23 protein-coding genes are annotated in these 25,546 nt (G+C 67.5%); 6 read left to right on the top strand and 17 right to left on the bottom strand.

Annotation, left to right across the window (positions count from 1 at the left end):
* Positions 1-17 precede the first annotated feature (17 nt).
* The 3 genes from mutS to katG all read left to right on the top strand — a co-directional run bounded on the left by mutS (position 18) and on the right by katG (position 5,701).
* Positions 18-2,573, top strand: a complete 2,556-nt coding sequence (gene mutS / locus CLM74_RS06345; RefSeq protein WP_234003429.1) for a DNA mismatch repair protein MutS — start codon at positions 18-20, stop codon at positions 2,571-2,573.
* A 119-nt stretch (positions 2,574-2,692) separates the two neighbouring features.
* Entirely contained in the window at positions 2,693-3,316 is a 624-nt protein-coding gene (locus CLM74_RS06340) for a DUF937 domain-containing protein (RefSeq protein WP_105163675.1), read from the top strand.
* Positions 3,317-3,460: 144 nt separating this feature from the next.
* Positions 3,461-5,701 carry a catalase/peroxidase HPI gene (gene katG, locus CLM74_RS06335; RefSeq protein WP_105163674.1) on the top strand — a complete coding sequence of 747 codons (2,241 nt, stop codon included), beginning with the start codon at positions 3,461-3,463 and terminating at the stop codon, positions 5,699-5,701.
* 416 nt (positions 5,702-6,117) lie between these two features.
* Here the strand turns inward: katG and CLM74_RS06330 are convergent, their stop codons facing one another.
* Together CLM74_RS06330 and CLM74_RS06325 are read right to left on the bottom strand one after the other, a co-directional pair.
* The gene (locus tag CLM74_RS06330; RefSeq protein WP_025873812.1) at positions 6,118-6,525 is read right to left on the bottom strand and encodes an RNA-binding S4 domain-containing protein; all 408 of its coding nucleotides are present in this window, start codon (positions 6,523-6,525) and stop codon (positions 6,118-6,120) included.
* Between the two features lie 9 nt (positions 6,526-6,534).
* The gene (locus CLM74_RS06325; RefSeq protein WP_105163673.1) at positions 6,535-6,774 is read right to left on the bottom strand and encodes a hypothetical protein; all 240 of its coding nucleotides are present in this window, start codon (positions 6,772-6,774) and stop codon (positions 6,535-6,537) included.
* 62 nt (positions 6,775-6,836) lie between these two features.
* Here CLM74_RS06325 and CLM74_RS06320 point away from each other — a divergent pair, with 62 nt between their 5' ends.
* A complete protein-coding gene (locus CLM74_RS06320) occupies positions 6,837-8,309 on the top strand; it encodes an MATE family efflux transporter (RefSeq protein WP_025873814.1) in 1,473 nt (490 codons plus the stop codon).
* A gap of 104 nt (positions 8,310-8,413) precedes the next feature.
* On the opposite strand, the gene CLM74_RS06315 is transcribed toward CLM74_RS06320, so the two are convergent.
* The 11 genes from CLM74_RS06315 to ffh all read right to left on the bottom strand — a co-directional run bounded on the left by CLM74_RS06315 (position 8,414) and on the right by ffh (position 15,920).
* Entirely contained in the window at positions 8,414-8,821 is a 408-nt protein-coding gene (locus tag CLM74_RS06315) for a DUF1801 domain-containing protein (RefSeq protein WP_105163672.1), read from the bottom strand.
* Between the two features lie 34 nt (positions 8,822-8,855).
* Positions 8,856-9,290 carry a DUF1801 domain-containing protein gene (locus tag CLM74_RS06310; protein WP_033830650.1) on the bottom strand — a complete coding sequence of 145 codons (435 nt, stop codon included), beginning with the start codon at positions 9,288-9,290 and terminating at the stop codon, positions 8,856-8,858.
* A 76-nt stretch (positions 9,291-9,366) separates the two neighbouring features.
* A complete protein-coding gene (locus CLM74_RS06305) occupies positions 9,367-9,741 on the bottom strand; it encodes a DUF6404 family protein (RefSeq protein WP_105163671.1) in 375 nt (124 codons plus the stop codon).
* A gap of 81 nt (positions 9,742-9,822) precedes the next feature.
* Positions 9,823-10,224, bottom strand: coding sequence for a 50S ribosomal protein L19 (rplS, locus tag CLM74_RS06300; protein ID WP_025873818.1), 402 nt, complete (start codon positions 10,222-10,224; stop codon positions 9,823-9,825).
* Between the two features lie 151 nt (positions 10,225-10,375).
* Positions 10,376-11,134 (bottom strand): tRNA (guanosine(37)-N1)-methyltransferase TrmD, encoded by a 759-nt coding sequence (gene trmD / locus CLM74_RS06295; protein WP_025873819.1) that lies wholly within the window; start codon positions 11,132-11,134, stop codon positions 10,376-10,378.
* A gap of 8 nt (positions 11,135-11,142) precedes the next feature.
* Positions 11,143-11,655, bottom strand: coding sequence for a ribosome maturation factor RimM (gene rimM / locus CLM74_RS06290; RefSeq protein WP_025873820.1), 513 nt, complete (start codon positions 11,653-11,655; stop codon positions 11,143-11,145).
* A gap of 45 nt (positions 11,656-11,700) precedes the next feature.
* Positions 11,701-11,961, bottom strand: a complete 261-nt coding sequence (gene rpsP, locus CLM74_RS06285; RefSeq protein WP_025873821.1) for a 30S ribosomal protein S16 — start codon at positions 11,959-11,961, stop codon at positions 11,701-11,703.
* A 148-nt stretch (positions 11,962-12,109) separates the two neighbouring features.
* Positions 12,110-12,892, bottom strand: a complete 783-nt coding sequence (locus CLM74_RS06280; protein ID WP_105163670.1) for an aminotransferase class IV family protein — start codon at positions 12,890-12,892, stop codon at positions 12,110-12,112.
* On the bottom strand, positions 12,889-13,965 hold the full coding sequence (locus tag CLM74_RS06275) for a nitronate monooxygenase (RefSeq protein WP_105163669.1): 1,077 nt from the start codon (positions 13,963-13,965) through the stop codon (positions 12,889-12,891). Before CLM74_RS06275 ends, CLM74_RS06280 begins: the two co-directional genes overlap by 4 nt.
* An 88-nt stretch (positions 13,966-14,053) precedes the next feature.
* Positions 14,054-14,488 (bottom strand): hypothetical protein, encoded by a 435-nt coding sequence (locus CLM74_RS06270; RefSeq protein WP_025873823.1) that lies wholly within the window; start codon positions 14,486-14,488, stop codon positions 14,054-14,056.
* 55 nt (positions 14,489-14,543) lie between these two features.
* On the bottom strand, positions 14,544-15,920 hold the full coding sequence (ffh, locus tag CLM74_RS06265) for a signal recognition particle protein (protein WP_025873824.1): 1,377 nt from the start codon (positions 15,918-15,920) through the stop codon (positions 14,544-14,546).
* 122 nt (positions 15,921-16,042) lie between these two features.
* Here ffh and ccsA point away from each other — a divergent pair, with 122 nt between their 5' ends.
* On the top strand, positions 16,043-16,837 hold the full coding sequence (gene ccsA / locus CLM74_RS06260) for a cytochrome c biogenesis protein CcsA (RefSeq protein WP_025873825.1): 795 nt from the start codon (positions 16,043-16,045) through the stop codon (positions 16,835-16,837).
* Between the two features lie 111 nt (positions 16,838-16,948).
* Here the strand turns inward: ccsA and CLM74_RS06255 are convergent, their stop codons facing one another.
* The 4 genes from CLM74_RS06255 to radA form a co-directional block, all read right to left on the bottom strand.
* Positions 16,949-17,413 (bottom strand): hypothetical protein, encoded by a 465-nt coding sequence (locus CLM74_RS06255; protein ID WP_105163668.1) that lies wholly within the window; start codon positions 17,411-17,413, stop codon positions 16,949-16,951.
* A gap of 107 nt (positions 17,414-17,520) precedes the next feature.
* Entirely contained in the window at positions 17,521-19,827 is a 2,307-nt protein-coding gene (locus CLM74_RS06250; RefSeq protein WP_105163667.1) for a tetratricopeptide repeat protein, read from the bottom strand.
* Positions 19,828-19,878: 51 nt separating this feature from the next.
* The gene (locus CLM74_RS06245) at positions 19,879-21,735 is read right to left on the bottom strand and encodes an ATP-binding protein (protein ID WP_105163666.1); all 1,857 of its coding nucleotides are present in this window, start codon (positions 21,733-21,735) and stop codon (positions 19,879-19,881) included.
* Positions 21,736-21,868: 133 nt separating this feature from the next.
* Complete coding sequence (gene radA / locus CLM74_RS06240; RefSeq protein WP_025873829.1) at positions 21,869-23,245, bottom strand: DNA repair protein RadA; 1,377 nt, start codon at positions 23,243-23,245, stop codon at positions 21,869-21,871.
* 148 nt (positions 23,246-23,393) lie between these two features.
* Between radA and CLM74_RS06235 the strand changes: the two genes are divergently transcribed.
* The gene (locus CLM74_RS06235; RefSeq protein ID WP_025873830.1) at positions 23,394-25,451 is read left to right on the top strand and encodes a bifunctional diguanylate cyclase/phosphodiesterase; all 2,058 of its coding nucleotides are present in this window, start codon (positions 23,394-23,396) and stop codon (positions 25,449-25,451) included.
* The last annotated feature ends 95 nt before the right edge of the window (positions 25,452-25,546 follow it).

Here is a 25,546-nt window from a genome sequence, read left to right as displayed (position 1 = left end):
CAGAGCATACCCCGCTCATGAAGCAGTTCTTCGCAGCCAAGTCCGACTATCCGGACCTGCTGCTGTTCTTCCGCATGGGCGACTTCTACGAGCTGTTCTACGACGACGCGCGCAAGGCCGCGCGCCTGCTCGACATCACCCTGACCCAGCGCGGCAGCTCCGGTGGTGCACCGATTCCGATGGCCGGCGTGCCGGTGCACGCCTACGAGGGTTACCTGGCACGACTGGTCGCGCTGGGCGAATCGGTGGCGATCTGTGAACAGATCGGCGACCCGGCACTGGCCAAGGGGCTGGTCGAACGCAAGGTGGTGCGCATCGTCACCCCCGGCACGGTCACCGACGAAGCGCTGCTGGACGAGCGTCGCGACACCCTGCTGATGGCCCTGTCGCGCAACAAGAGCGGCTATGGCCTGGCCTGGGCCGACCTGGCCGGCGGCCGTTTCCTGGTCAACGAAGTGGACACCGATGACGCGCTGGAAGCCGAACTCGCGCGCCTGGAGCCGGCCGAACTGCTGGTGCCGGATGAGGAGAACTGGCCGGAGTTCCTGCGCCAGCGCAGCGGCGTGCGTCGCCGCGCACCATGGCTGTTCGACGCCGACAGTGGTCGCCGCCAGCTGCTGAACTTCTTCAAGCTGCATGACCTGAGCGGCTTCGGCATCGACGACAAGCCGCGCGCCACGGCCGCTGCCGGCGCCCTGCTCGGCTATGTCGAGGAAACCCAGAAGCAGCGCCTGCCGCACCTTACGTCCATCTCGATGGAAACCGCCGGCGAAGCGATCGCGATGAACGCGGCAACGCGGCGCCATCTGGAGCTGGACACCCGCGTCGACGGCGATACCCGCAATACCCTGCTCGGCGTGCTCGACAGCACGGTGACGCCGATGGGCGGCCGCCTGCTGCGCCGCTGGCTGCATCGGCCGCTGCGCCTGCGCGAGGTGCTGGTGCAGCGCCACCACGCGGTGGAAACACTGATCGACCGTGGCGCGGACGCAGATATCCGCGAACAGTTCCGCCGCCTCGGCGACCTTGAACGCATCCTCACCCGCGTTGCCCTGCGCTCGGCACGGCCGCGCGACTTCTCCACCCTGCGCGATGGCCTCGGCCTGCTGCCGGCCGTACGCGAGGTGCTGGCACCGCTGGATTCACCGCGCCTGCAGACCCTGCACGCCGCGCTCGGCGAACACGACGAATGCGCCCACCTGCTGGCCAGCGCGATCGCCGACATGCCGCCGCTCAAGCTCAGCGATGGTGGCGTGCTGGCCGATGGCTTCGACGCCGAGCTGGATGAGCTGCGCCGCCTGTCGACCCACGCCGACCAGTTCCTGGTCGACCTGGAGCAGCGCGAGCGCGAGAGCAGCGGCATCGCCACCCTGAAGGTCGGCTACAACCGTGTGCATGGCTACTACATCGAAATCAGCAAGGGCCAGTCCGACCGTGCGCCGGTGCACTACACCCGCCGGCAGACACTGACCAACGCCGAGCGCTACATCACCGAAGAACTGAAGGCGTTCGAAGACAAGGTGCTGTCCGCCCGCGACCGTTCGCTGTCGCGCGAAAAGTACCTGTACGAGCAGCTGCTGGACACGCTGGGCACCCAGCTGGAGCCGCTCAAGCAGTGTGCTGCCGCACTCAGCGAACTGGACGTGCTGGCCGCCTTCGCCGAACGTGCGCAGGCGCTGGACTGGGCGCGCCCGGAGCTGCAGGCCGAGCCGTGCCTGAAGATCGAGCGCGGCCGCCATCCGGTGGTGGAAGCGGTGCGTGACCAGCCGTTCGAGCCCAACGACCTGGACCTGCACCCGGACCGTCGCATGCTGGTCATCACCGGCCCGAACATGGGCGGTAAATCGACCTACATGCGGCAGAACGCGCTGATCGTGCTGCTGGCCCACATCGGCAGCTTCGTGCCGGCCAGCCGTGCGCTGATCGGCCCGATCGACCGCATCCTGACCCGCATCGGCGCAGGCGATGACCTTGCCCGCGGGCAGTCGACCTTCATGGTCGAGATGGCCGAAACCAGCTACATCCTGCATCACGCCACCGCGCATTCGCTGGTGCTGATGGACGAGATCGGCCGCGGCACGTCCACCTACGACGGCCTGGCCCTGGCCGACGCGGTAGCGCGCCACCTCGCCTACGAAAACCGCTGTTACACGCTGTTTGCGACCCATTACTTCGAACTGACCGCGCTGGCCGACGAACAGCACGAAGGCGGCCGCAGCGGCGTCGCCAACGTGCATCTGGATGCCGTCGAGCACGGCGAAGCACTGGTGTTCATGCATGCAGTGAAGGACGGTCCGGCCAACCGCAGCTTCGGCCTGCAGGTGGCTGCCCTGGCCGGTCTGCCGCGTGCCACCGTGGCACAGGCGCGCCGACGCCTGGCCGAACTGGAACAGCGCGGCGGCGAAAGCCATGCCGCCGAACTCGCCCCGCAGGCGCTGGATGCCCCGCAGCAGTTCGGGCTGTTTGCCGCTCCGCCGAACAAGGCGCAGGAGGCGCTGGCCGCGATCGACCCGGACGAGCTGACCCCGAAGCAGGCACTGGAAGCGCTGTACCGGTTGAAGGCGCTGCTGTAAGGCAGGCCGCAGGTTCCGCCGGCCCTGCCCGGCGGACGCCCGCCATGAAGCCTTCGCATTGCCGTCGTGTACACGGCGTTATGCTCGGGCGGTTCGTCCTTCACAGACCGGAGACCGCCATGAACACCGAATCCCTTGCTGCATCCCTCTTCCAGCAGCTGCAGCAGGGCCAAGGCCTGCAGCAGGTCTCGCAGCAGCTCGGCCTGGACAGCAGCCAGGCTACCCAGGCCGTCGGCAGCGCGCTGCCGCTGCTGCTCGGCGCGATGGGCCAGAACGCCAGCGAGCCGCAGGGTGCGCAGTCCCTGCTCAATGCCCTGCAGCGCGACCACCTCGGTTCGGGCGGCGGTGGCGGTGCTGGCAGCGGTTTCGACATCGGCAGCATCCTCGGCGCGGTGATGGGCGGTGGCGGCGGCAACGCCACCAACGGTGCCGGCATCCTCGGCCACGTGTTCGGTGGGCAGACCTCGCAGGCGGCCGAAGTGCTGGGCCAGAAGACCGGCCTGGACAGCGGCAGGTCCAGCCAGCTGTTGGCGATCCTGGCCCCCATCGTCATGTCGTTCCTGGCCCAGCGGTTTGCCCAGAGCGGCAACGCCGGCCAGCTCAGCCAGGCCCTGGGGCAGGAAGCACAGCAATCCGGCGGCGGCATCGGCAGCCTGCTCGGCGGTGCGCTCGATCAGGACGGCGATGGCCAGTTCGGCGCCAGCGATCTGTTCAAGCTCGGCGCGGGCCTGCTCAAGCGCTGATCGCGCACAACGATGCAAGCGCTGCCTGCCATAGGCGGCCACTATCGCATCGGTTGAATCAATCGAATTTACCCATCATTAGGCGATGCCTATGGTGGGTAAGCGATCTGATTCCCTCATTCGCCAGCCCACAGGTAGAGACCCATGAAAAGCGAAGCGAAGTGCCCGTTCAACCATGCCGTCGTCGGTGATGCGACGACCAACCGCGACTGGTGGCCGAACCAGCTGCGCGTGGATCTGCTCAACCAGCACTCCACGCGCTCCAATCCCCTTGATGCGGGCTTCGACTACGCCAAGGCCTTCAACGGGCTGGACTACAGCGCTCTGAAGGCCGACCTGAAGGCGTTGATGACCGACTCGCAGGACTGGTGGCCAGCCGACTTCGGCCACTACGGCGGCCTGTTCATCCGCATGGCCTGGCACAGCGCCGGCACCTACCGCATCGATGACGGCCGTGGTGGTGGTGGCCGCGGCCAGCAGCGCTTCGCTCCGCTCAACAGCTGGCCCGACAACGTCAGCCTGGACAAGGCACGGCGCCTGCTGTGGCCGATCAAGCAGAAATATGGCCAGGCCATTTCCTGGGCCGACCTGCTGATCCTGACCGGCAACGTCGCACTGGAATCGATGGGCTTCAAGACGCTCGGCTTTGCCGGCGGCCGTCCCGATACCTGGGAGCCGGACCAGGACGTGTACTGGGGCCGCGAGACCACCTGGCTCGGTGGCGACGTACGTTACAAGCACGGCTCGGAGGGCGTGCAGGAGGACCACGGCGTGCTGGTGTCCGATGACGACGCTGATGGCGATGTGCACTCGCGCAAACTGGAAAACCCGCTGGCCGCGGTACAGATGGGCCTGATCTATGTGAACCCGGAAGGCCCGGATGGCAATCCCGATCCGGTGCTGGCCGCGCATGACATCCGCGACACCTTCGGCCGCATGGCGATGGACGATGAGGAAACCGTCGCCCTGATCGCCGGTGGCCACAGTTTCGGCAAGACCCATGGTGCCGGCCCGGCCGACAACGTCGGCAAGGAACCGGAAGCAGCGGGCCTGGAAAGCCAGGGCCTGGGCTGGGCCAACAGCTTCGGCAGTGGCAAGGGCGGCGACACCATCACCAGCGGCCTGGAAGTCACCTGGACCCGCACCCCCGCGCAGTGGAGCCACGACTTCTTCGAGATCCTGTTCGGCAACGAATGGGAGCTGAGCAAGAGCCCGGCCGGCGCGCACCAGTGGGTCGCCAAGAATGCGGACGCAGTGATTCCCGATGCGCACGATCCGTCGAAAAAGCACCGCCCGACCATGCTGACCACCGACCTGTCGCTGCGCATGGACCCGGCCTACGAAAAGATCTCGCGGAAATTCCTTGCTGATCCGCAGGCGTTCGCCGATGCCTTCGCCCGCGCCTGGTTCAAGCTGACCCATCGCGACATGGGCCCACGTGCGCGCTATCTCGGCCCGGAGAATCCGGCCGAGGAATTCATCTGGCAGGACCCGGTGCCGGAAGCCAAGCACCCGTTGATCGACGCCAAGGACATCGCCGCGCTGAAGCAGAAGATCGCAGCGACCGGCCTGAGCGTGGCCGAGCTGGTGTCCACGGCGTGGGCCTCGGCCTCGACCTTCCGCGGTTCGGACAAGCGCGGTGGCGCCAATGGTGCACGCGTGCGCCTGGCACCGCAGAAGGACTGGGCGGTGAACCAGCCGCAGCAGCTGGCCAAGGTGCTGGCCGCGCTGGAAAAGGTCCAGGCCGAGTTCAACGGCGCGGGCAGCAAGCAGGTGTCGCTGGCCGACCTGATCGTGCTGGCCGGTGGCGTCGGCATCGAGCAGGCAGCGAAGGCCGGCGGCCATGACCTTAGCGTGCCGTTCACTCCGGGCCGCACCGATGCAAGCCAGGAACAGACCGACGTCGAATCGTTCGCGGTGCTGGAACCGGCTGCCGATGGTTTCCGCAACTACCTCAAGGGCGCTTACAGCGTGCCGGGTGAGGCGCTGCTGATCGACAAGGCTCAGCTGCTGACCCTCACCGCACCGGAAATGACCGCCCTGGTCGGTGGCCTGCGCGTACTCGGTGCCAATGCCGACGGTGGCAGGCACGGCGTGTTCACCAGCCGTCCCGGCACGCTGAGCAACGACTTCTTCGTCAACCTGCTGGACATGGGCACCACCTGGAAGGCGACCGGTCGCGAAAGCTATGAAGGCCGCGGCCGCAGCGATGGCGCTGCGCGCTGGACCGGCACCCGTGCCGACCTGGTGTTCGGCTCCAACGCCGTGCTGCGCGCCCTGGCCGAGGTCTACGCCAGCGCCGATGGCGAGAAGAAGTTCGTGCAGGATTTCATCGCCGCCTGGACCCGGGTGATGGAGCTGGATCGCTACGACCTGCACGGTTGACCGGATATGGTAGGTGCCAACTTTGGTCGGCACATGGCACTGCGCCCACCAAGGTGGGCGACTACCCGACCCCGCTGCGGGGTCTTTACCCGGTAGATGCCGACCTTGGTCGGCACATGGCGCAACGCCCACCGAGGTGGGCGACTACCTGACACCGCTGCGGGGCCTTTACCCGGTGGATGCCGACCCTGGTCGGCACATGGCGCAACGCCCACCGAGGTGGGCGACTACCAGACTCTGCTGCGGGGTCTTTACCCGGTAGATGCAGACCTTGGTCGGCACATGGCACGGCGCCCACCGAGGTGGGCGACTACCAGACACTGCTGCGGGGTCTTTACCCGGTAGATGCCGACCTTGGTCGGCACATGGCGCAACGCCCACCGAGGTGGGCGACTACCAGCGCCCGGGCGGCGCCGTCACAGGGCGTCGATATCACCCAATGCGCGGATCAACCGGCGTGCGCGCTTGTCCGGCTTGTGCTCCGGTGCCTGGTAGCCATCACGCGCGGCAATGCGCAGCGCACGCTGTTCGGCGCGGCGGGCCTTGGAGGCTTCGCTCTCGGCATACAACTGCTGCGCCACCGGCGCCGGACCGCGCTGGTCGCTCAGGCCCAGCACCTGGATCTCGAAGTGTTCTTCACCGCGATCGACCAGCAGCTGCTCTCCCACGCGCACTGCGCGCGAGGATTTCGGACGCTGCCCGGCCACGGATACCTTGCCGGTCTCGATCGCCTGTTTGGCCAGGCTGCGGGTCTTGAAGAAGCGGGCCGCCCACAACCAGATGTCCAGACGGACGCTGGGCGCCAACGGGGAAAGCTCGGACATCGGTGGGGACTACTCCGTTCGCTTGTTCAGGGGGCGCGGATTGTCGGGGTCGATGCGGCAGCCGCTGCCCCCGATCAATGCCGGCGTGCCGGCCGCCAGGTCCTGGCGCTGGCTGCCGACCAGGCACTCGGGGCGGTCGGTCGGCCGCACCTGGGCATCGCCCAGCCGGTCACCCGACGAACATGCGGCCAGTGCCGCTGCGATCAAGGCCGCCACGATCATCCGCATCGCCTGTTGTGGTTGATGCATTGCCACATCCTGCAAACCGGCTTGATGCTAGTGTGCGCCTCCCGGGAATCGATCACCACTCCATGGCCAAAGCGCCGCTTGACCTGACCTCCGGCCCGATCGGCCGCAACCTGCTGCTGTTTGCGCTGCCGATCCTGGCAGGCAACATCGCGCAGTCGCTGAACGGCTCGGTGAATGCGGTATGGGTGGGGCGCTTCCTTGGCGAAGCGGCACTGACCGCGACCGCGAACGCCAACAACATCATGTTCTTCCTGATCGGTTCGGTGTTCGGCTTCGGCATGGCCTCGACCATCCTGATCGGCCAGGCCATCGGTGCGCGCGACATCGCCCAGGCACGACGCGTGGTCGGCACCAGCGCCACGTTCTTCATCGGCCTGTCGGTGATCATCGCCATCGCCGGCTGGTTCCTGGCCCACCCGCTGCTGGCGGCGATGGGCACGCCCGCCGCCTCGCTGCCGTTGGCCGAGGCCTACCTGCGCATCATCTTCCTGGCGATGCCAACGCTGTACGCCTTCGCCTTCCTCAGTGCGGCGCTGCGCGGTGCCGGCGATTCGCGCACGCCCTTCCGCTTCCTGCTGGTCTCGGTGGTGCTGGACATCGCCCTGAACCCGGTGCTGATCTTCGGCATGGGGCCGTTCCCGGAACTGGGCATCGCCGGCTCGGCGTGGGCCACGCTGGTGTCGCAGACGCTGTCGCTGGCCGGCCTGCTGCTGTACATGCGGCACAAGCGGCACACGCTGTGGCTGGGCCGCGCCGACATGCACCTGTTCAAGCTGGACATGACCATCCTGCGCGCGCTGGTGGTCAAGGGCGTGCCGATGGGCCTGCAGATGGTGCTGATCTCGCTGTCGGTGATCATGCTGATGACCATGGTCAACCAGTACGGTACCGACACCGGCGCAGCCTACGGTGCATCGCTGCAGCTGTGGAACTACGTGCAGATGCCGGCGATGGCGATCGGTGCGGCGTGTTCGTCGATGGCCGCGCAGAATGTCGGTGCGCAGCGCTGGGATCGCGTGCGCGGTACCGCACGCCAGGGCATCGCGTTCAACTTCCTGTTGACCGGCGCGTTGATCCTGCCGCTGGTGCTGCTGGACCAGTATTCGCTGGCCTTGTTCCTGCCGCAGGGCAGCGAGTCGCTGCAGATCGCGCGGCACCTGAACCACATCGTGATCGGTTCGTTCCTGTTCTTCGGCGTCAGCTTCGTGATCTCCGGCGTGGTGCGCTCCACCGGCGCGGTGCTGCCGCCGCTGCTGATCCTGGCCGCGTCGCTGTGGGGCGTGCGCGTGCCGTTCGCCGAATTCCTGCAGCCGTACTGGGGCGCCGATGCGATCTGGTGGAGTTTCCCGGCCGGCTCGCTGGTGTCGATGCTGCTGTCGCTGGCGTATTACCGCTGGGGTGGCTGGCGCAAGGCGAAGATGATCAGTACACCGGTGCATGCCGAAGAACTCGCCACGCCCTCGGAGATTCCCGCTTGTCCGCCTTCGCCGGTGGCCGACCCGGATGCGGCGCTGGAAACCATTCCACCGCGTTGAACACGCACCGGTCATGCACCGGTCATGCACCGGTAGTGCCGGCCGCTGGCCGGCAACCCCATGGACGTCGCAAACATCGCGCAGTTGCCGGCCAGCGGCCGGCACTACCGTTTTTTCTTTTCCGCGTTGTGCCTGGCGGCGGCGCGCAGCAGTGCTTTCAGCGCCGCGGCGTTGGGCATGCCGCCTTCGTGGATGTCGATCGCGCGGCGTGTGCCGCCTTCCAGGCTGGCATTGAACAGGCACTTCGGGTCCGGCAACGCGGCGCCGTGGGCGAAGGTCAGCTTCACCGCCTGCTTGTAGGTTTCGCCGGTGCACAGGATGCCGTTGTGTTCCCACACCGGTGTGCCGCGCCATTTCCAGGTTTCCTCCACGTCCGGCAGCGCCTCGTGGATCAGCGCGCGCACACGGGCGAGGATGTCGCCGCGCCAATCAGCGAGCTCGGCGATGCGGGCGTCAATCAGGGCGGCAGCGGGGAGAGCGGCATCTGCGGGATCGGACTTCTGCGTGGCCATCGCGTGGTCTCGTTCGGGGAAAGAACCTGGGGGATTACATGCGTTCGCCAGGCAGCTGGCTGGCCTGCCGCACCCAGTCGAGGAACCGCGCCTCGTCCAGCGGCTCGTCCTCAAGGATGTGCAGGTAGCGCGTGTCGGCGCTCTTGGACGGTTCAGGCGGAACAGGCTGCAACAGCGCGCCGCGGAAGAACGCGACCTTGATGTAGCGGGCGAAGCAATGGAAGCTGAGGAACCAGCCCTCGCCGGCAGCAACGCCGTACATCGGCGAGTTCCATTTCACTGCCTTGTGCACGCCGGGCACGGCCTGTTCGATCAGGGCGTCCAGACGCTCACCAACGGCCCGTTTCCAGTCCGGCATGGCAGCGATATAAGCCTGCACGGGCGCATCGCCCTCACCCTTGGCGATCTGCGGGTTACCGCCGGACAGCAGCTTCGGCGCGGCACTGCTGGCAGGTCGCTTGGCGGGCATCGCAGGGGCCATGAGGGTCGAAGGCCCGAGCGTACGCCGCCGCCCGGCAGCGGTCACGGCGCACTGCGCCATGGTCTCAGAGGCTGCTGCGGAACTGCCGCCAGGTGGGCAGCTTGCGGGCCCCGCGCAGGAACCACATCAGGGTGGCCATCACCAGGCCGAACATCACGCCTGCCGCCACCCCGGCAAGCAACAGCAGTTCCAGCGCCGGGGCCCTGCCCTGCCACAACAGCAGCCACATCAGTACCGTCCAAAACAGGCCAAACAGCAGGCCCTGCAGGAGCGTATTGGTCAGGAAACCGGCCAGTATCGGCGGCGGAAGCGCGACACCCAGCCGCCACAGCATGCGGTGCAGCAAGGGGGCCGCTTCCCTCCGTGGCACCCCGGAACGGTCCAGGAAGCGCAGCGCCACCTGGATGTCCGCCGGGTATCGATGGTCGGTCTCATCCATCCACTGAAACTAACGAGGCGGCAGCACAAACGCAAACGGCCGCCCGAAGGCGGCCGTCGCGGCAACAACCGAAGTTGTTTATCAGCCCTTGGTTGCCAGACGGGCAGCCTTGGCGGCAGCAGCAGCAGCCAGATCTTCCTTGATGCGGGCAGCCTTGCCTTCCAGGCCACGCAGGTAGTACAGCTTGCCGGCGCGGACCTTACCACGACGCTTCACTTCGACCGAGTCGATGATGGCGCTGTGGGTCTGGAACACGCGCTCGACGCCGTAGCCGTGCGAGATCTTGCGCACGGTGAACGAGGAGTTCAGGCCGCCGTTCTTGGTCGCGATGACAACGCCTTCATAGGCCTGCACGCGCTCGCGGGTACCTTCCTTCACCTTCACGTTGACGACAATGGTGTCGCCCTGGCTGAACTGCGGCAGTTCGCGGGTGATCTGGGCGGATTCGAATTCCGCGACGATGGACTTGTTCAGCTTGCTCATGGGTTACACCGATTCATTGTTCGGGTGGGCGTGTCATTCGACAGCGTGGGCTCATGCAGTCACCGGACTGTGCTGCACGTTTGTTTTGGGTACTGCGCACCGGCCGGGGCCGGCGTAATTGGCCATGATAGCCGATAAAGCAGGGCTGGCGCTAGACCTTGCCCTTTTCCGCCGGGACCTGGCGGGCCAGGGCCAGCAGCTTGCGGTCGGCCTTGCCCAGCGCCTGTTCATCCAGCAGGTCCGGGCGCCGCTGTGCGGTACGGATCAACGACTGCTGCCGGCGCCAGGCGGCGATGGCGGCATGGTTGCCCGAGCGCAGCACGTCCGGCACGTCCCCCAGCGGATGCTGGGCCGGCTGGCTGTAATGCGGGCAGTCGAGCAGGCCGAGGTCGCCCTCGAAACTGTCCTGCGCCGCGGATTCGGCGTCATTCAAGGCGCCTTCCTGCAGCCGGGCCACCGCGTCGATGATGACCGCCGCCCCCAGCTCGCCGCCGGACAGCACATAGTCGCCGAGGGAAATCTCCTCATCGACATTGGCGGCCAGGAAGCGCTCGTCGATGCCTTCATAGCGGCCGCAGAGCAGGACCATGCGCGGCAATGCCGCCAGTTCCCGCACCTTGGCCTGGGTCAACGGCGCGCCCTGCGGGCTGAGATGAATCACCCGCGCAGGCGTCGGATCGGCCTCACGGATCGCCTGCAGGCACGCCTGCAGCGGCTCGATCAGCATCACCATGCCCGGGCCACCGCCGAACGGACGATCGTCCACCCGGCGGTAGTTGCCCTCGGCGTAATCACGGGGATTCCAGCCATGCAGGCTGAACAATCCCTTTTCCTGCGCACGGCCGACCACACCCAGCCCAGCGGACTGGGCGAGGAAATCGGGGAACAGGGTGATGACGTCGAAACGCATGCTCACACTCAGAACTCGGGGTCCCAGTCGACCACGACCAGATTGGCCTCGAAGTCGACGGATTTGACGAACTCCGGCACGACGAACGGAATCATCCGCTCGCGGTCACCGCGTACGACCACCACATCGTTGGCGCCGGTACTGAACAGGTGCGAGACCTGGCCGAGGGCAACGCCTTCGACGGTCTTCACATCCAGGCCCTCCAGATCGACCCAGTAATACTCGTCGGCATTGGGCGGCGGCAGCGCACTTCGGGCCACGAAGACCTCGGTGCCATGCATCGCCTCGACCGTGTCGCGATCCTCGATGCCCGGGAAACGGGCCACCAGATGCTTGCCGGTATCCCGGCCACGGGCGCCTTCAAGCGTCGATTCCTGCCCGTTGGGGCTGCGCAGGATCCACGGTTGGTAACGGAAAATAGCGGAACGCGGCTCGGTCCAGGACTCGAGCTTTATTTCGCCGCGCACACCAAAAGCGCCGACAATCCTGCCAAGCAGGATGCGGCGCTCGTTATCTTTCATCTGCGTTCAATCAGATGGGCCGCACCAGGGCGCGGCCCGTCAGGATCAGGCCGCAGCGGCCTGGGACTTGCTCGCTTCCTTGATCAGGTTGCGAACTTTCTCGGTCGGCTGGGCGCCGTTCTTGACCCAATGGTCAACGCGGGCCAGGTCCAGCTCGATGCGCTTCTCGCCGCCCTGTGCAACCGGGTTGTAGAAGCCAACGCGCTCGATGTTGCGGCCGTCGCGGGCGCTGCGGACGTCGGTGACGATGATGTGGTAGAACGGACGCTTCTTGGCGCCGCCGCGGGTCAGTCGAATCTTGACCATGGTGGTTTTTTCCTATTGCCCAGTCGCCAGGATGGCGCGGTAAGCGGGCGATTATAGCGGCAGAGTCCGGCCGAGCCAACCCCGGGCGTCTACCCCGGGGTCAGATCCCTTTTACCGAGCAAAAGGGTTCTGACTCCAACGGTTCCATTCAGGAAAGCGACTGCCAGGGCACCCGGGCCAACACCGCCCTGCCCTGTTCGGCCAGGGCCTGCGAACCCGGCAGCACCTGACCGTCGATGGCGTCCAGCGCCCACAACCCGCTGGCGTTGCAGGCGAAAGCCGCCCGCATGCCGGCCAGCTCATCCAGCCGCAACGGCCGGGTCTGCTGTGGGCCCACCCAGCCCGCCTGCAGCAGCGCTTCAGCGGTTCCCCGCAGCGCAGGCGCCTGTGGCCAGATCAGGTGTTCGCCGTCATGCACGGCCAGGTTCCAGGTCGTGCCCTCGCTGATCTGGCCGTCGGCAGTCACGAACAGCGCATCGTCGAAACCCGCTGCCAACGCGGCACGGCGCTGGGCGAACAGGCCAAACGTACCGACATGCTTGATCTGCGGCAGCTCTCGCTGCCATGTCGCGCTGCGTACGCGTTTCGGCGCGGTCAGCGCGACCGGCGCGGAGACGGCAACCAGTACATCCACCGGCACGCTTGCCAGTGGCTCACGGAAATCGAAACGGCGCGAGAACACGGTGACCCGCATCGATGCGTCGACCTGGCCGGCCTGTTGCAGCGCCTGCGCCATCCACGCCTGCACCTGCGCGATATCGAGCCGGCTGCCGAACAGTTCCTGCGTTGCCTTGGCCAGCCGCTGCAGATGCAGATCAAGACCCTGCACCGCGTTGCCGCGCACCTGCAACGAGGTGAAGTGGCCGTAGTTGGTCAGCGCCGGCAGCAGGTCTTCGGCCCGCGCCGTTGCGCCGTTGCAGGTCACCGTCATCGCAGCAGCGCCTGCGCCTGTTCCCACATGCCACGCAGCACGTCGGCGGCCGGCGCTGCCGGTGCCATCCACGCCGACTGCCCGGCCCAGGCCTGCATCGCAGCAAGCCGGTTTTCCTGCGTGGCCTGCTTGCGCATCGGTCCGGTCAGGCCACGCTGCACCGGGTACGGGCGCGGCGCGGGTGCGCCCTCGGCAGCAGCTGCACGCACGTAGGCAGTCGCCAGGCCACGGCCAAGGCGCCCACTGAACGCGCGCGTCGGCCAGGTGTCTTCGGGTTCGCTGCGGGCCAACGCATCGGCCCATGCCGGCGCCACCGCTGCTTCGGGTGTGCGCAGGAAGGCCGTGCCGATCTGCACGGCGCTGGCCCCGAGCATCAAGGCAGCAGCAATGCCGCGACCGTCGCCGATTCCGCCCGCAGCGATCACCGGAATACTCAGGTTGTCCGCCAGCCGCGGCAGCAGTGCGAACAGGCCGACCAGCTGCTGCTCTGCACGCATCGGATCGAAGGCGCCGCGATGGCCGCCGGCTTCGGCGCCCTGCGCGACCACCGCGTCAGCACCCGCGTCCTGCGCAGCGCGCGCTTCGGCCAGCGTCGTAGCGCAGGCGATCCAGGCGATGCCCGCATCCTTCAACTGCTGCACATGACGCGGCGACAGCACGCCCATGATGGTCGAGGCCACCGCCGGCCGTGCCGCCAGCAGCGCCCTGAACTGCTCCTCGAAATCGGCAGGCGTGGCATCCGCTGCGCTGGCCGCAACCTCCGGCCCCCACTGGCCCAGGAACGCACGCGTGGCGGCCTCGGCGGCCACATCGCGCACCGGCGCGGGATCGGGCAACCACAGGTTCACCTGCGCCGGCCCGCTGGACGCTGCACGGAAGTCCTGCATCCAGCGACCGATATCCGCCGCCGGCGACAACACGGCCCCCATCGCGCCCATGCTGCCGGCGTTGGCCAGCGCGGCGGAAAGGGGAACCGGACAGGCACCGGCCATCGGTGCCAGCAGGATCGGCAGCTGCAATGAAAAACGCCGACAGAAATCGTCGGCGCGTTCGAGAATCGGCGAAAGGCTCACGCGACGCACCTGTGGGAGGAGTCGCTGCCAGCATACGCCAGACACTGTGGACGGGAGCGTCGCCCCGGGCGATCCGCTCCCGCCCGGCTCAGCGTGCAGACACCGCGTAGGTGCGGACCAGCTGGCTGTCCATTTCTTCGTTGAACTTGAACGTCACGTAGCGCGCGTCATCAGCGGCGAACTCTTCCTCGGCGCTGGCGCGACCGATCTCGGTGCCCTCGGCATCCAGCGCACGCGCCACCAGCTTGCCCTTGAAGGCCTTGTCGGCCACCACGTACACCGCCGCGTCCTTGGAGCCCATGCCACGGCTCTTGCCGAGGGTGACGGTGAGGCCCTGCGCGGCCAGGCCCGGATCGGCCTGCAGCGTCACGTTCATGCGCTTGTCCACGCCCTCGCCCAGCCCGGCGACGAAATCGGCAGCGGTACCACTGATGGCACTACCGGCCTTCTGCGACACGGAGGTGTCGTCCTTGCAGGCAACCAGGCCCAGGGCCAGCGCCATCACCACGATCGACTTGTTCATGCACATTCCTTTGATTGATTCCGCGGGTTGTTCAAGCGTTCGATACAGCGCGCGCTCAGCGGAACGGCATGCCACGGCCGCCCATGGCGCCCATCATGCCCTTCATGCTGCGCATCATGCCCTTCATGCCGCCACCGGCCATCTTGCTCATCATCTTTTCCATCTGCATGTACTGCTTCATGAGCTTGTTGACGTCGGCCGGGGTCACGCCCGAGCCCTTTGCGATGCGGGCGCGACGCGAGCCATTGAGCAGGTTCGGGTTGCGCCGTTCCTTCTTGGTCATCGAGCCGATGATGGCGATCATGCGCGGCACTTCCTTGCCCTGGCTGACCTGCTGCTTGAGGTGCTCGGGAATCTGGCCCAGGCCCGGCAGCTTGTCCATCAGGCCGCCGATGCCGCCCATGTTCTGCATCTGCTCGAGCTGGTCGCGCATGTCGTTCAGATCGAACTTCTTGCCCTTGGCGACCTTCTCGGCCAGCTTCTGCGCCTTGTCCTTGTCGACCTGCTGCTCGACCTGCTCGACCAGCGACAGCACGTCGCCCATGTCGAGGATGCGGCTGGCGATACGGTCCGGGTGGAACACGTCCAGGCCTTCCGGCTTTTCGCTGACACCGACGAACTTGATCGGCTTGCCGGTGATGTAGCGCACGCTCAGCGCGGCGCCGCCACGGGCGTCACCGTCGGTCTTGGTCAGGACAACGCCGGTCAGCGGCAACGCATCACCGAAGGCCTTGGCGGTATTGGCCGCGTCCTGGCCGGTCATGGCATCGACCACGAACAGCGTTTCAGCCGGGTTGACCGCAGCGTGCAGGGCCTTGATCTCGGCCATCATCGCTTCGTCGATGGCCAGGCGGCCGGCGGTATCGACCAGCAGCACGTCGACGAACGACTTGCGCGCGTCATCGATGGCGGCGCGGACGATGGCCTCCGGTTTCTGCTCGGCGCTGGACGGGAAGAACAGCACGCCCACCTGGTCAGCCAGCGTCTTCAGCTGCTCGATCGCCGCCGGACGGTAGACGTCGGCCGAGACCACCATCACCTTCTTCTTGCGCTTTTCCTTCAGGTGCTTGGCCAGCTTGCCGACCGTGGTGGTCTTGCCGGCGCCCTGCAGGCCCGCCATCAGGATGATGGCCGGCGCGGGAACGTTGAGGTTCAGGTCGCTGGCTTCGGCGCCCATCACCGCGGTCAGCTCGTCGCGCACGACCTTGATCAGGGCCTGGCCCGGGGTCAGCGACTTCAGCACTTCCTGGCCGACCGCACGCACCTTGATGCGTTCGATCAGGGCCTGCACCACCGGCAGCGCGACGTCGGCTTCAAGCAGCGCGATGCGGACCTCGCGGGTCGCCTCGCGGATGTTCTCTTCGGTCAGGCGGCCACGGCCGCGCAGGCGCTCGATGGTGCCGGAAAGGCGCTGGGTCAGGGACTCGAACATGCGGCGCAACCTGTCTGAAAGCGGGGGACAATAAGGCCCACAGTATAACGGGTCCATCGCGCTCCCCGGACTGCGACGCCACGCCCGTCGCCAGCACCGCGGGGGTATGCGAAACTTCAACGATGACAATCGTTCTCATCGCCGTCCTGCTCTACCTGGCCGCCAGCGCCCTGCTGGTGCGCGCCCTTGGTCGCAACGACGGGGTGACCTCGCCCGCCTGGCTGTGGCCTGCGCTGCCGGCGATGCTGCTGCATGGCGGTTACCACGTGCTGGTGGCGATGCGCACGACCGGCGGCCCGGACATGCACTTCTTCGCCGCGTTGTCGCTGGTCGGCCTGGGAATGGCCTGGCTGACCTCGCTGGTGGGCGCGCGCGGGCGCATGTCCACCCTGGGCGTGGTGGTGTTCCCGCTGGCCGCGCTGCTGCTGGTGGTCTACCACGGCTATGGCCATGAACCGAGCAAGGTGCTGGGCTGGCGCCTGGCCAGCCACGCCTGGCTGGCACTGCTGGCCTACGCCACGCTGAGCATCGCCGCGCTGCTGGCGATCATGCTGTGGCTGCAGGAGCGTGCGCTGCGGCGCCGTGAATTCCGTCCGTGGCTGCGTGCGCTGCCGCCGATGGCCGATCTGGAATCGCTGCTGTTCAGGGTGATCACCGTCGGCTTCGCCCTGCTGACCCTGACCCTGGTTACCGGCGTGCTGTTCGTCGACGACCTGCTGGCGCAGAAGCTGGTGCACAAGACGGTGCTGAGCGTGCTGTCGTGGATCGTGTTCGGCGTGCTGCTGATCGGCCGCCGCCGCTATGGCTGGCGCGGCACGAAGGCCGTGCATTGGACGCTGACGGCGATGCTGTTGCTGCTGCTGGCGTTCTTCGGCAGCCAGTTCGTGATCGAGCTGGTGTTCGGGCATTCGCGCTAGAGGCGTGCCGACCAACGGTCGGCACCCACCCCAACATCACCTGGTCGTGCCGGCCAGCGGCCGGCAATCGGAGCACGGTAGATCCACGCCATGCGTGGATGCCCCGGATGCTCAGGGCAGCGGTTGGGCCAGGATCCTGCGCACCGAGCGACCGCTGTTGGTGAGGATGTCGTCGACCTGCCAGCAGCCCTCCCCTTTGCGCACCATCGGCACGCGGGTCACGTAGGCCTTGCCCCAGACCGGATAGCGCATTTCGACCTGGCCGGCCGTGGCCGAGGCCTGCTTCCAGCTGTAGCGCACCGGGCTGTCGATCTCCCCGTCCTGCGCGTCCAGCCACGGATCGGAATCGAGCGTGCAGATGCCCTCTTCGCGCACCTGGCAGGCACGCTCGCCGTGCAGCGCCTTGGCAAACGCCGCACTGGCCAGTGCCTGCGGCGGCTCCAGCAGGTCGCCCTTGCCGGTGGTCGCTTCGAAGAAGGCCCGCGCCACGTCAGCCGGTTGCTGGCAGGCCGGCGCGGCCTGCACGGTGGGGGCCAGCAGCAGGCCGATGATCACCCACATCCCTGTCTTTCGCATATCCAGTTCCTTGGTGGTGGAAGGACGCCGGGCATGGCCCGGCGCTACCCATGCGTGTTGCCCGGTAGCGCCGGGCCATGCCCGGCGAACGCGCAGCGCGGCAGGGATTACAACCCGTACCGTTCGATCGCGTCCAGATGCGGCTGGCGGTCCTGGTCGCAGGCCTCGGCCAGGCGCAGCCAGCAGTGTGGATGTGCCCAATCCGCCGTGGCCTGCTGCAGGAAGCGGTGCAGCGCCAGCGGCGCATGGTCCTGCGGCTGGGCGACGGTGAACAACAGGCCCGGCAACGTCCCGTCTTCCGCGTCCGGATCGGTCACGGTGTAGTCCGCACGGCTGTGCGACCACACCTTCCAGCCCTGTGCCTCGGCTGCCTCCACGAAAGCGTTCCATGCCTCCTCGCCCGGATGCGCGCCGTCGACCAGCCAGCTGCGCGCGAAACCACCCCGCTCCAGCACATGCACCTGCGCATAGGTCGGAATGAAGTGCTCGCGCTCCGCTTCGTCCTCTGGTGCGGGGTGTACCAGGCCGGCGTCGAACACCACCCAGTCTCCCACCTGCTGCGCGCGGTTGGCCGGTGCGTTCTCGACGATGCGCGCGGTCACCGGGCCGCTGCGGCGGGCGTAGTACTCCATCGGCTCGCCGCCTTCTTCGCTGCGGATGATCACCCAGCCCCAGGGCTCTTCGACCACGCCCTGCTGGCTGGACAGTTCCATGCCGATTGCTGCCGCCGAGCGGCGCACCGCATCCCAGTCGCGCGCCGCACTGGCCGCACTCATATGGTCCCAATGCGCGGCACTGGGCTCTTCCAGCAGTTCCACCAGCTGCGCATAGCAGGCCTGCGCTTCGCTGAAGCGGCCGGTCTCCATGTACATGCGGGCAAGCGTACCGCGTGCGCCGTTCGATTCCGGCGACAACGCCAGCAATGCCTGCGCGGCCTGCTCCAGCGCTGGCCAGTCGGACGCACGCCGTGCACGCTGCACCTCGCACCAGTGCGCGAACACCGGCACGCTGTCGCGGTAGGTCGCGGCCAGCCTGCGCAGGCCATCATCATCGCCCTGCTCGGCCAGCCAACGCATCAGCGTGAAGGCCGCCGCGCCGTCTTCCTGCGCGTGGCCGCGCACGAAGTCCCACAGCAGCGCCTGCGCTTCCGTCTTCGCGCCACATGCGTGCAGCGCCGAGGCGGCGACCTCGGCCAGCGCGCCGTCGTCCGGCCGCTCGGCGTGCGCCTGCAGCAGCCACTGCGCTTCGCGCTCGGGATCGCGCGACTGGTTCTGTTCGCCCTGCGCTTCCAGCCACGCCAGCAGCTCAGCGGCAGGCACCGGCAGCGGCGCCATCTGCGGCAGCGCTTCGATGCGTGCCGCCAGACCGGCCACCAGCGCGGCAGCGCCGCGGTCCTGGCGCAGTTGCGCCAGATGGGTGCGGGCCAGACCCAGCTGGCGCTGCGCCACCCAGCGTGCACCGCGCTGCAGGGCCAGCTCCAGGCTCAACGCGGCGATCTCGATCACCAGGCGATGCGCGCCGACAGCGGCGAAGTGCTCGATGATCGTGTTGAAGCGCGTTCCCAGATCCCAGGTGTTGCGGGCGGCATCACGGCTGCACAGTGTCGAAGCGGTATTGGCCCACAACCGCCAGTGATTCGGCGTCAGCTCGCTCCATGGCACCAGCTGCTGCAGCGCCTCTTCATCGCGCCCCAGCTGGGCCAGTGCCCAGGCCTTGGACAGCCGGCGCGGCACCGTGCAGTTGGCAGGCTCGTATTCGCCCGCAGCGGCCACTTCGGCTTCGCGCTTCTCGATCAGCGCCAGCGCTTCCTGCGCACGGCCGCTGGCCAGCAGGATCTTGATCTGCATTTCAGGGAAGCTGTCGAACACTTCCTTGCCGCGCGCCTGGATCGCCGCCGCCTGCACCTGCAGGTAATCCAGCGCGTCCTGGCCGCGGCCGTCGTCCAGCAGCGCGTCGGCCTTCTCGCAGCTCAGGCACTGGAAGCAGGCCCAGCTCGGGTCGATGCGGCCCAGCGTCTCGTCGCAGACCTCGATGCGTTCGGGCACCCAGCCCGGACCATCGATGTTGCCGTAGCAGGCGGCAAGATCCTGGGTGACGCAGATCGACTGCGGGCAGTCCAGGGTATCGGCACGGTGTGCGCGCTCGAACAGCGCCACCGACTCGCCCAGCGCACTTTCGCCTTCCACGCGGTTGCCGACGCGGTTGCGCAGCGCCCAATGGCCGACATAGACGTCGACCCAGGGGTTGTCCAGCGCCTTGCCCAGCGCGCGCGCTTCGGGCAGCAGTGCATCGACGCGGTCGACCTGCAGTTCACTGACTTCATCGGCAAGGCGGGTCAGCAGGTGGGCGTTCTGCGCCTGGCCTGCCTGGCGCAGGTCTTCCTGCAGTTTTTCGACCCAGTTCCAGATATCCATGGGGGTAATGCTCCTGTCTAGCGAAGGCTGGATGAGAGGGGGTAGCGGTGCTCAGCGCAGCATCTGCTGCAGGGCACCGGCAATGTCGGTAAATGCACCATTGAGATCGGGGCCCGGCGTCGCCGCGCTCTGCTGCAGCGGCCGGCCCTGTGCGGACACGATGATCTTCAGCGAGCGCAGCAGGCGCGCTGCCGCCCCGGCCTGCGGGTGGCCCTCGCGCTGGGCCTGCAGCAACGCCTGCACCGCTGGATTGTCCAGGTTGAGGTACAGCCGCGACGGCGCACGCGCCTCGATGCGCGCGGTGAACTGGCGCGCCAGCCGCAGTGCCGCCATCGATACGCGCTTGTCGTTCTCGTCGTCTTCCAGGCGCTGCTTCAGTTCGGCCTCGCGGTCGGGCACCACCACCACCGGCAGCGCCTCGGGGCTGAACCGCGCCGGCAGCAGCTGTTCGCCGTCGCCCAGGTGTTCGCGCAGCCAGGCCAGCTGCGTATCGTCAAGGCTGTCGTCGGTGCGGAACAGTGCGCGGTTGCCCTGCTCGGTACCCAGTTCGACCAGGCGCAGGCCCTTGGCCTGGGCCCAGCGCCGCAGGAACGGCACCACCGCGTAGCGATGACCATGCGCGACCGGCACGCCCATCGCGCGGAACAGCATTTCCTCGAAGCCACCACCGTTGTCGAGGATCACATGCACTGCGCCGCGCGCCGGCAACGCGCTGGCCGGCAGGTCACCCTGCGAAGTCGGCACCCGCACGTGTTCCAGCAGCAGGTCGAACAGGCGCTCATCGCACAGCGCCGCGCCCAGCAGGGCTTCATTGTGGCGGCTGAGCACGCGGCGCCAGGCTTCGGGCTGCTGCCGGGCGACGTCGGCCAGGCCATCGATCAGCGCTTCCAACAGGGCGTGCTGCACGGCGCGATAGTGGTCATCGCGCTGCAGGTCCTCGCGGCTGGCGGTCGGGGTCAGCTTCGACGATTCGATCACCCCGCCGATGAAACCGGCCCAAGGCGGCAGCAGGTCGCGTGCATCGTCGTCCAGCAGCATGCCGCGCACGAACACCGACAGGTTGCGGTTGTCGCTGGTGCCGTAGGTAGCACCGTCCTGCACCCAGAGCATGCCAACGGCGTCGCTGCTGCCATCGGGCTGCACCGGCATCGTCACGATGGGCTCGAAATCGTGTTCGAAACGGGCCGCGAACTGCTGCGCCTGGCGGCGTGCCTGCACCGGATGCAGGGCGACGTCACCCTGCCCGCGCCACGGCGGCGGTTCGGGATTGATCGCGGCCGTCGCCGCACCGATGAAGATCGGCTCGGACAGCAGCGCGCAGTAGCGGCCCAGCACCTCGTGCAGGCGCGCTTCGTTGGCCAGCGGCAGGAAGTCCGGATGCAGCTCCAGCTCGACCTCGGTGCCGATCGCGCGCGCCGGCACTTCGCTGACGGTGTACTGCTCGGCGTTGCTGGACACGTACAGGTGGCCCAGCTGCGGCGCCTGGTAGGAGGTGGTGCGCACGCTGACACGGCGCGCCAATACGAAGGCCGACAGGAAACCCAGGCCAAACATGCCGATCAGGCCTTCATCGTCCTCGCCGTCCTGGCGCAGGCCCCGGGTGTAACCGACACCGACCGTGGCCAGGTAATCGTGGATTTCCTGCCGGGTCAGGCCGGCACCGGTATCGGTGATGCGCAGCACGCCGGCGGCGACATCGACCTGCACGTCGATGCGCGACACACTCTGGATGCCGGGCTGCTCGATACGGCGACGGATGATCGAATCGTGCGCGTTCTGCACAAGCTCGCGCAGCGCCACCATCGGCGTGGAATACAGGTGCTTGCCCAGCACCGTCATCAGTCCATTGAGATCGACCCCGGCGCGGCGGATTTCGGCGGCGGGGGTGCTGAACATCGGGTCCTGCATGTAAACGATTACTCCTTGCCACGGAAAGGCGCCAGGGGGCGCCTTCGTCGAGCCGGGAAAACTAGCACAGGCTGGCTGACCGCTGCTGTGCCGTCGGCCGCATCTGCAGGTCCGAGCACGGACCCGACCCCGGTCACGCCGCGTCGATTGCCTCGGACAGGCGTTCGACCGCGATCACTTCCATGCCCTTCACCGAGCCGCCCTTGGGGGCATTGGCCTTGGGCACGATGGCGCGCTTGAAACCGTGGGTCGCCGCCTCGCGCAGGCGGTCCTCGCCGTTGGGCACCGGCCGGATCTCACCGGACAGGCCGACTTCGCCGAATGCGATGGTCTTCTCGGCCAGCGGACGGTCCTGCAGCGAGGACAGCACCGCCAGCAGCACCGGCAGGTCGGCGGCGGTCTCCTGCACGCGGATGCCGCCGACCACGTTGACGAACACGTCCTGGTCGCCGACCAGCACGCCGCCATGCCGATGCAGCACCGCCAGCAGCATGGCCAGGCGGTTCTGCTCCAGCCCCACCGCCACGCGGCGCGGATTGGACAGCGGCGAGGCGTCGACCAGCGCCTGCACTTCCACCAGCAGCGGCCGGGTGCCCTCGCGGGTAACCATCACGCAGCTGCCCGGCTGGTGCGTGCTGGCACCGGAAAGGAAGATCGCCGACGGATTGGAGACCTCCTTCAGGCCCTTGTCGCCCATCGCGAACACGCCCAGCTCGTTGACCGCACCAAAGCGGTTCTTGAACGCGCGCAGCAGGCGGAAGCGGCTGCCACTCTCGCCCTCGAAATACAGCACGGCATCGACCATGTGCTCCAGCACGCGCGGGCCGGCGATGCCGCCTTCCTTGGTCACATGGCCGACCAGAAACACGGCGGTTCCGGTTTCCTTGGCGAAACGCACCAGCCGTGCGGCACTCTCGCGCACCTGGCTGACCGAACCGGGCGCGGCGGTCAGCGTCTCGGTCCAGAGGGTCTGTACCGAATCGGCCACGATCAGCCGCGGCCCACTCTTGGTGGCGTGCTGCAGGATGGATTCGACACCGGTCTCGGCCAGCGCGTTGACGCCCTCCAGCGGCAGCTCCAGCCGATGCGCGCGGCCGGCGACCTGGGCCAGTGATTCTTCACCGGTGACGTAGAGCACCGGCAGGACCGCAGCCATCTTCGCCACCGCCTGCAGCAGCAGGGTGGATTTGCCGATGCCCGGATCACCACCGACCAGCACCACCGCGCCCTCGACCAGGCCGCCGCCGAGCACGCGGTCGAATTCACCGATGCCGGTGCTGACCCGGTTGTGTTCGGTCTGCGCCACGTCCTTCAGTGCGGTGATCTTCGGCGGGTCGATCTTGCCCGCCCAGCCGGCACGGCGCGAGGCGGGCGCCTTGGCCGCCGCAGCGCTCTCAAGGACGATTTCCGACAGCGAGTTCCAGGCATTGCACTCGGTGCACTGGCCTTGCCACTTGCTGTATTCGGCGCCGCATTCATTGCAGACATACGCGGTGCGGGCTTTGGCCATCGGAGATTTCCTGCAGGGGCAACGAGCGTGGCAGGATAGCCGAGCCGGGTCGCAGCTGCTGCGACCACTCAAGTCCCACCCGTCGGTGCCGATAGCGGTGGCGGGCGTGCGCCTTGCGGGCGCCCCTCCCTCCTCCTCTGGATTCAACATGACTGGTAGTTACAGTCAGAGCCTGGTCGCCATCTCGTTGCTGGTGGCCATGCTGGCATCGTATACCGCGCTGGATATGGCCGGCCGCCTGGCCACGGCCCAGGGCCGGGTCGCCCGCTGGTGGCTGGCCGGCGGTGCCGCCGCGATGGGCCTGGGCATCTGGTCGATGCACTTCATCGCGATGCTGGCCTTCAAGCTGCCGGTTCCGGTCGGTTACGACCTGGCGATCACCCTGTATTCGCTGGCGGTGTCGATCGGCGCGTCGGCCTATGCGCTGTGGCTGGTGTCGCGCCCCAGCCTGCCGTTGCAGCGGCTGGCCGCGGGTGCGGTGCTGATGGGACTGGGTATCGCCGCCATGCACTACCTGGGCATGGCCGCCATGCGCATGCAGCCCGGTATCGATTACCACCCCGGCTGGTTTGCCGCGTCGATCGCAGTGGCCATCGCTGCCGCCGGTGCAGCGTTGTGGATTGCCTTCCGGCTGCGCGTGGAACAGCGCAACACGGTGCGCCTGCGGATGCTGGCGTCGCTGGTGATGGGCCTGGCCATCGTCGGCATGCACTACACCGGCATGGCCGCCGCGCGCTTCCCGCCAGGCAGCGTCTGCGGCGCCATCGGCAGCGGCGGCATCGATCCCCGCTGGCTGGCAGTGCTGGTGATCGTGACCACCCTGGCCACGCTCGGCATCGCCCTGGTGGCCTCGTTGTTCGACCGCCAGATGCGCGTGCGCACCGGCCTGCTGGCCGATTCCCTGGCGCACGCCAACGACAAGCTGATCCAGGCCGCACTGCACGATCCGCTGACCCAGCTGCCGAACCGCATGCTGCTGCAGGATCGCATCGAGCAGGCCATCGAGAAGGCGCAACGCCGCCAGCAGTCGGTGGCGGTGATGTTCTGCGACCTGGATGGCTTCAAGGCCGTCAACGATGCCTATGGCCACCAGCTGGGTGACCGCCTGCTGGTCGCGGTGGCCCAGCGCCTGGGCGCGCAGCTGCGCCCGCAGGACACCCTCGCCCGCCTCGGCGGCGACGAGTTCGTGATCGTGCTGGCCATCGATGCACCTGATGATGCGGCGGTGGTCGCCGAGCGGGTGATCGCCGCGGCCGGTGAACCGTTCGTGCTGGACGCTGCCGAACTGCAGGTTACCGCCAGCCTGGGCATTGCCCTGTATCCGGACGATGCCAGCGACGAACGCGAGTTGATGGCACATGCCGATGCGGCGATGTACCACACCAAGGAAACCGGCCGGAACGGCTACACCTTCTTCATTCCCTCGATGCAGCTCAGTGCCAACCGCCAGCTGCGGCTGCTGCAGGACCTGCGCAAGGCGATCGCGCGCAACGAGCTGCTGCTGCACTACCAGCCGAAATTCCCGGCGGCCGATGCACCGGCCACCGGCGCCGAGGCGCTGCTGCGCTGGCAGCACCCGGAACTGGGCCTGCTGGCGCCGGACGTGTTCATTCCCATCGCCGAGCGCAGCGGCCTGATCCTGCCGATCGGCGACTGGGTGCTGGACCAGGCGTGCGCGCAGCTGCGCGCCTGGCATGACGGCGGACACAGCCATTGGACGATGGCGGTGAACCTGTCGCCGCTGCAGTTCGCCTCGCCGGCCCTGCTTGAAAGCGTGCGTTCGGTCCTGCAGCGGCATCGCATCGACCCGGCGCGGCTGACCCTGGAGATCACCGAAACCACGGCGATGAAGGATGTCGAGGCCAGCCTGGCGATCCTCAACGATCTGACCGCGATGGGCGTGCACATCGCCATCGATGATTTCGGTACCGGCTATTCCAGCCTGCTGTACCTCAAGCGCATGCCGGCTACCGAGCTGAAGATCGACCGGGCGTTCGTGCATGACCTTGAACGCAATGACGAAGATTCCGCCATCGTGTCCTCGATCATCGCGCTGGGCCGTACCCTGCAGCTGCAGGTGGTGGCCGAGGGCGTGGAGACCCAGGCCCAGCGCGATTACCTGAGCGAGCTGGGCTGCGACCAGCTGCAGGGTTACCACCTGGGGCGGCCGATGGAGGCCGAGGAATTCCTGCGCAAGGTGGGGTGAGCGGCAACCGCATCCACGCATGGCGTGGATCTATTGCATACCCCGGATGCATTGAACGGCAACCGCATCCACGCATGGCGTGGATCTACTGCTTC

The sequence above is a fragment of the Stenotrophomonas sp. MYb57 genome (assembly GCF_002966815.1).
In the GTDB taxonomy this organism is placed as follows: Bacteria; Pseudomonadota; Gammaproteobacteria; order Xanthomonadales; family Xanthomonadaceae; genus Stenotrophomonas; species Stenotrophomonas indicatrix.
The sequence above is the reverse complement of the archived record's forward strand: the minus strand, read 5'-3'. Positions and strand labels throughout refer to the sequence as shown.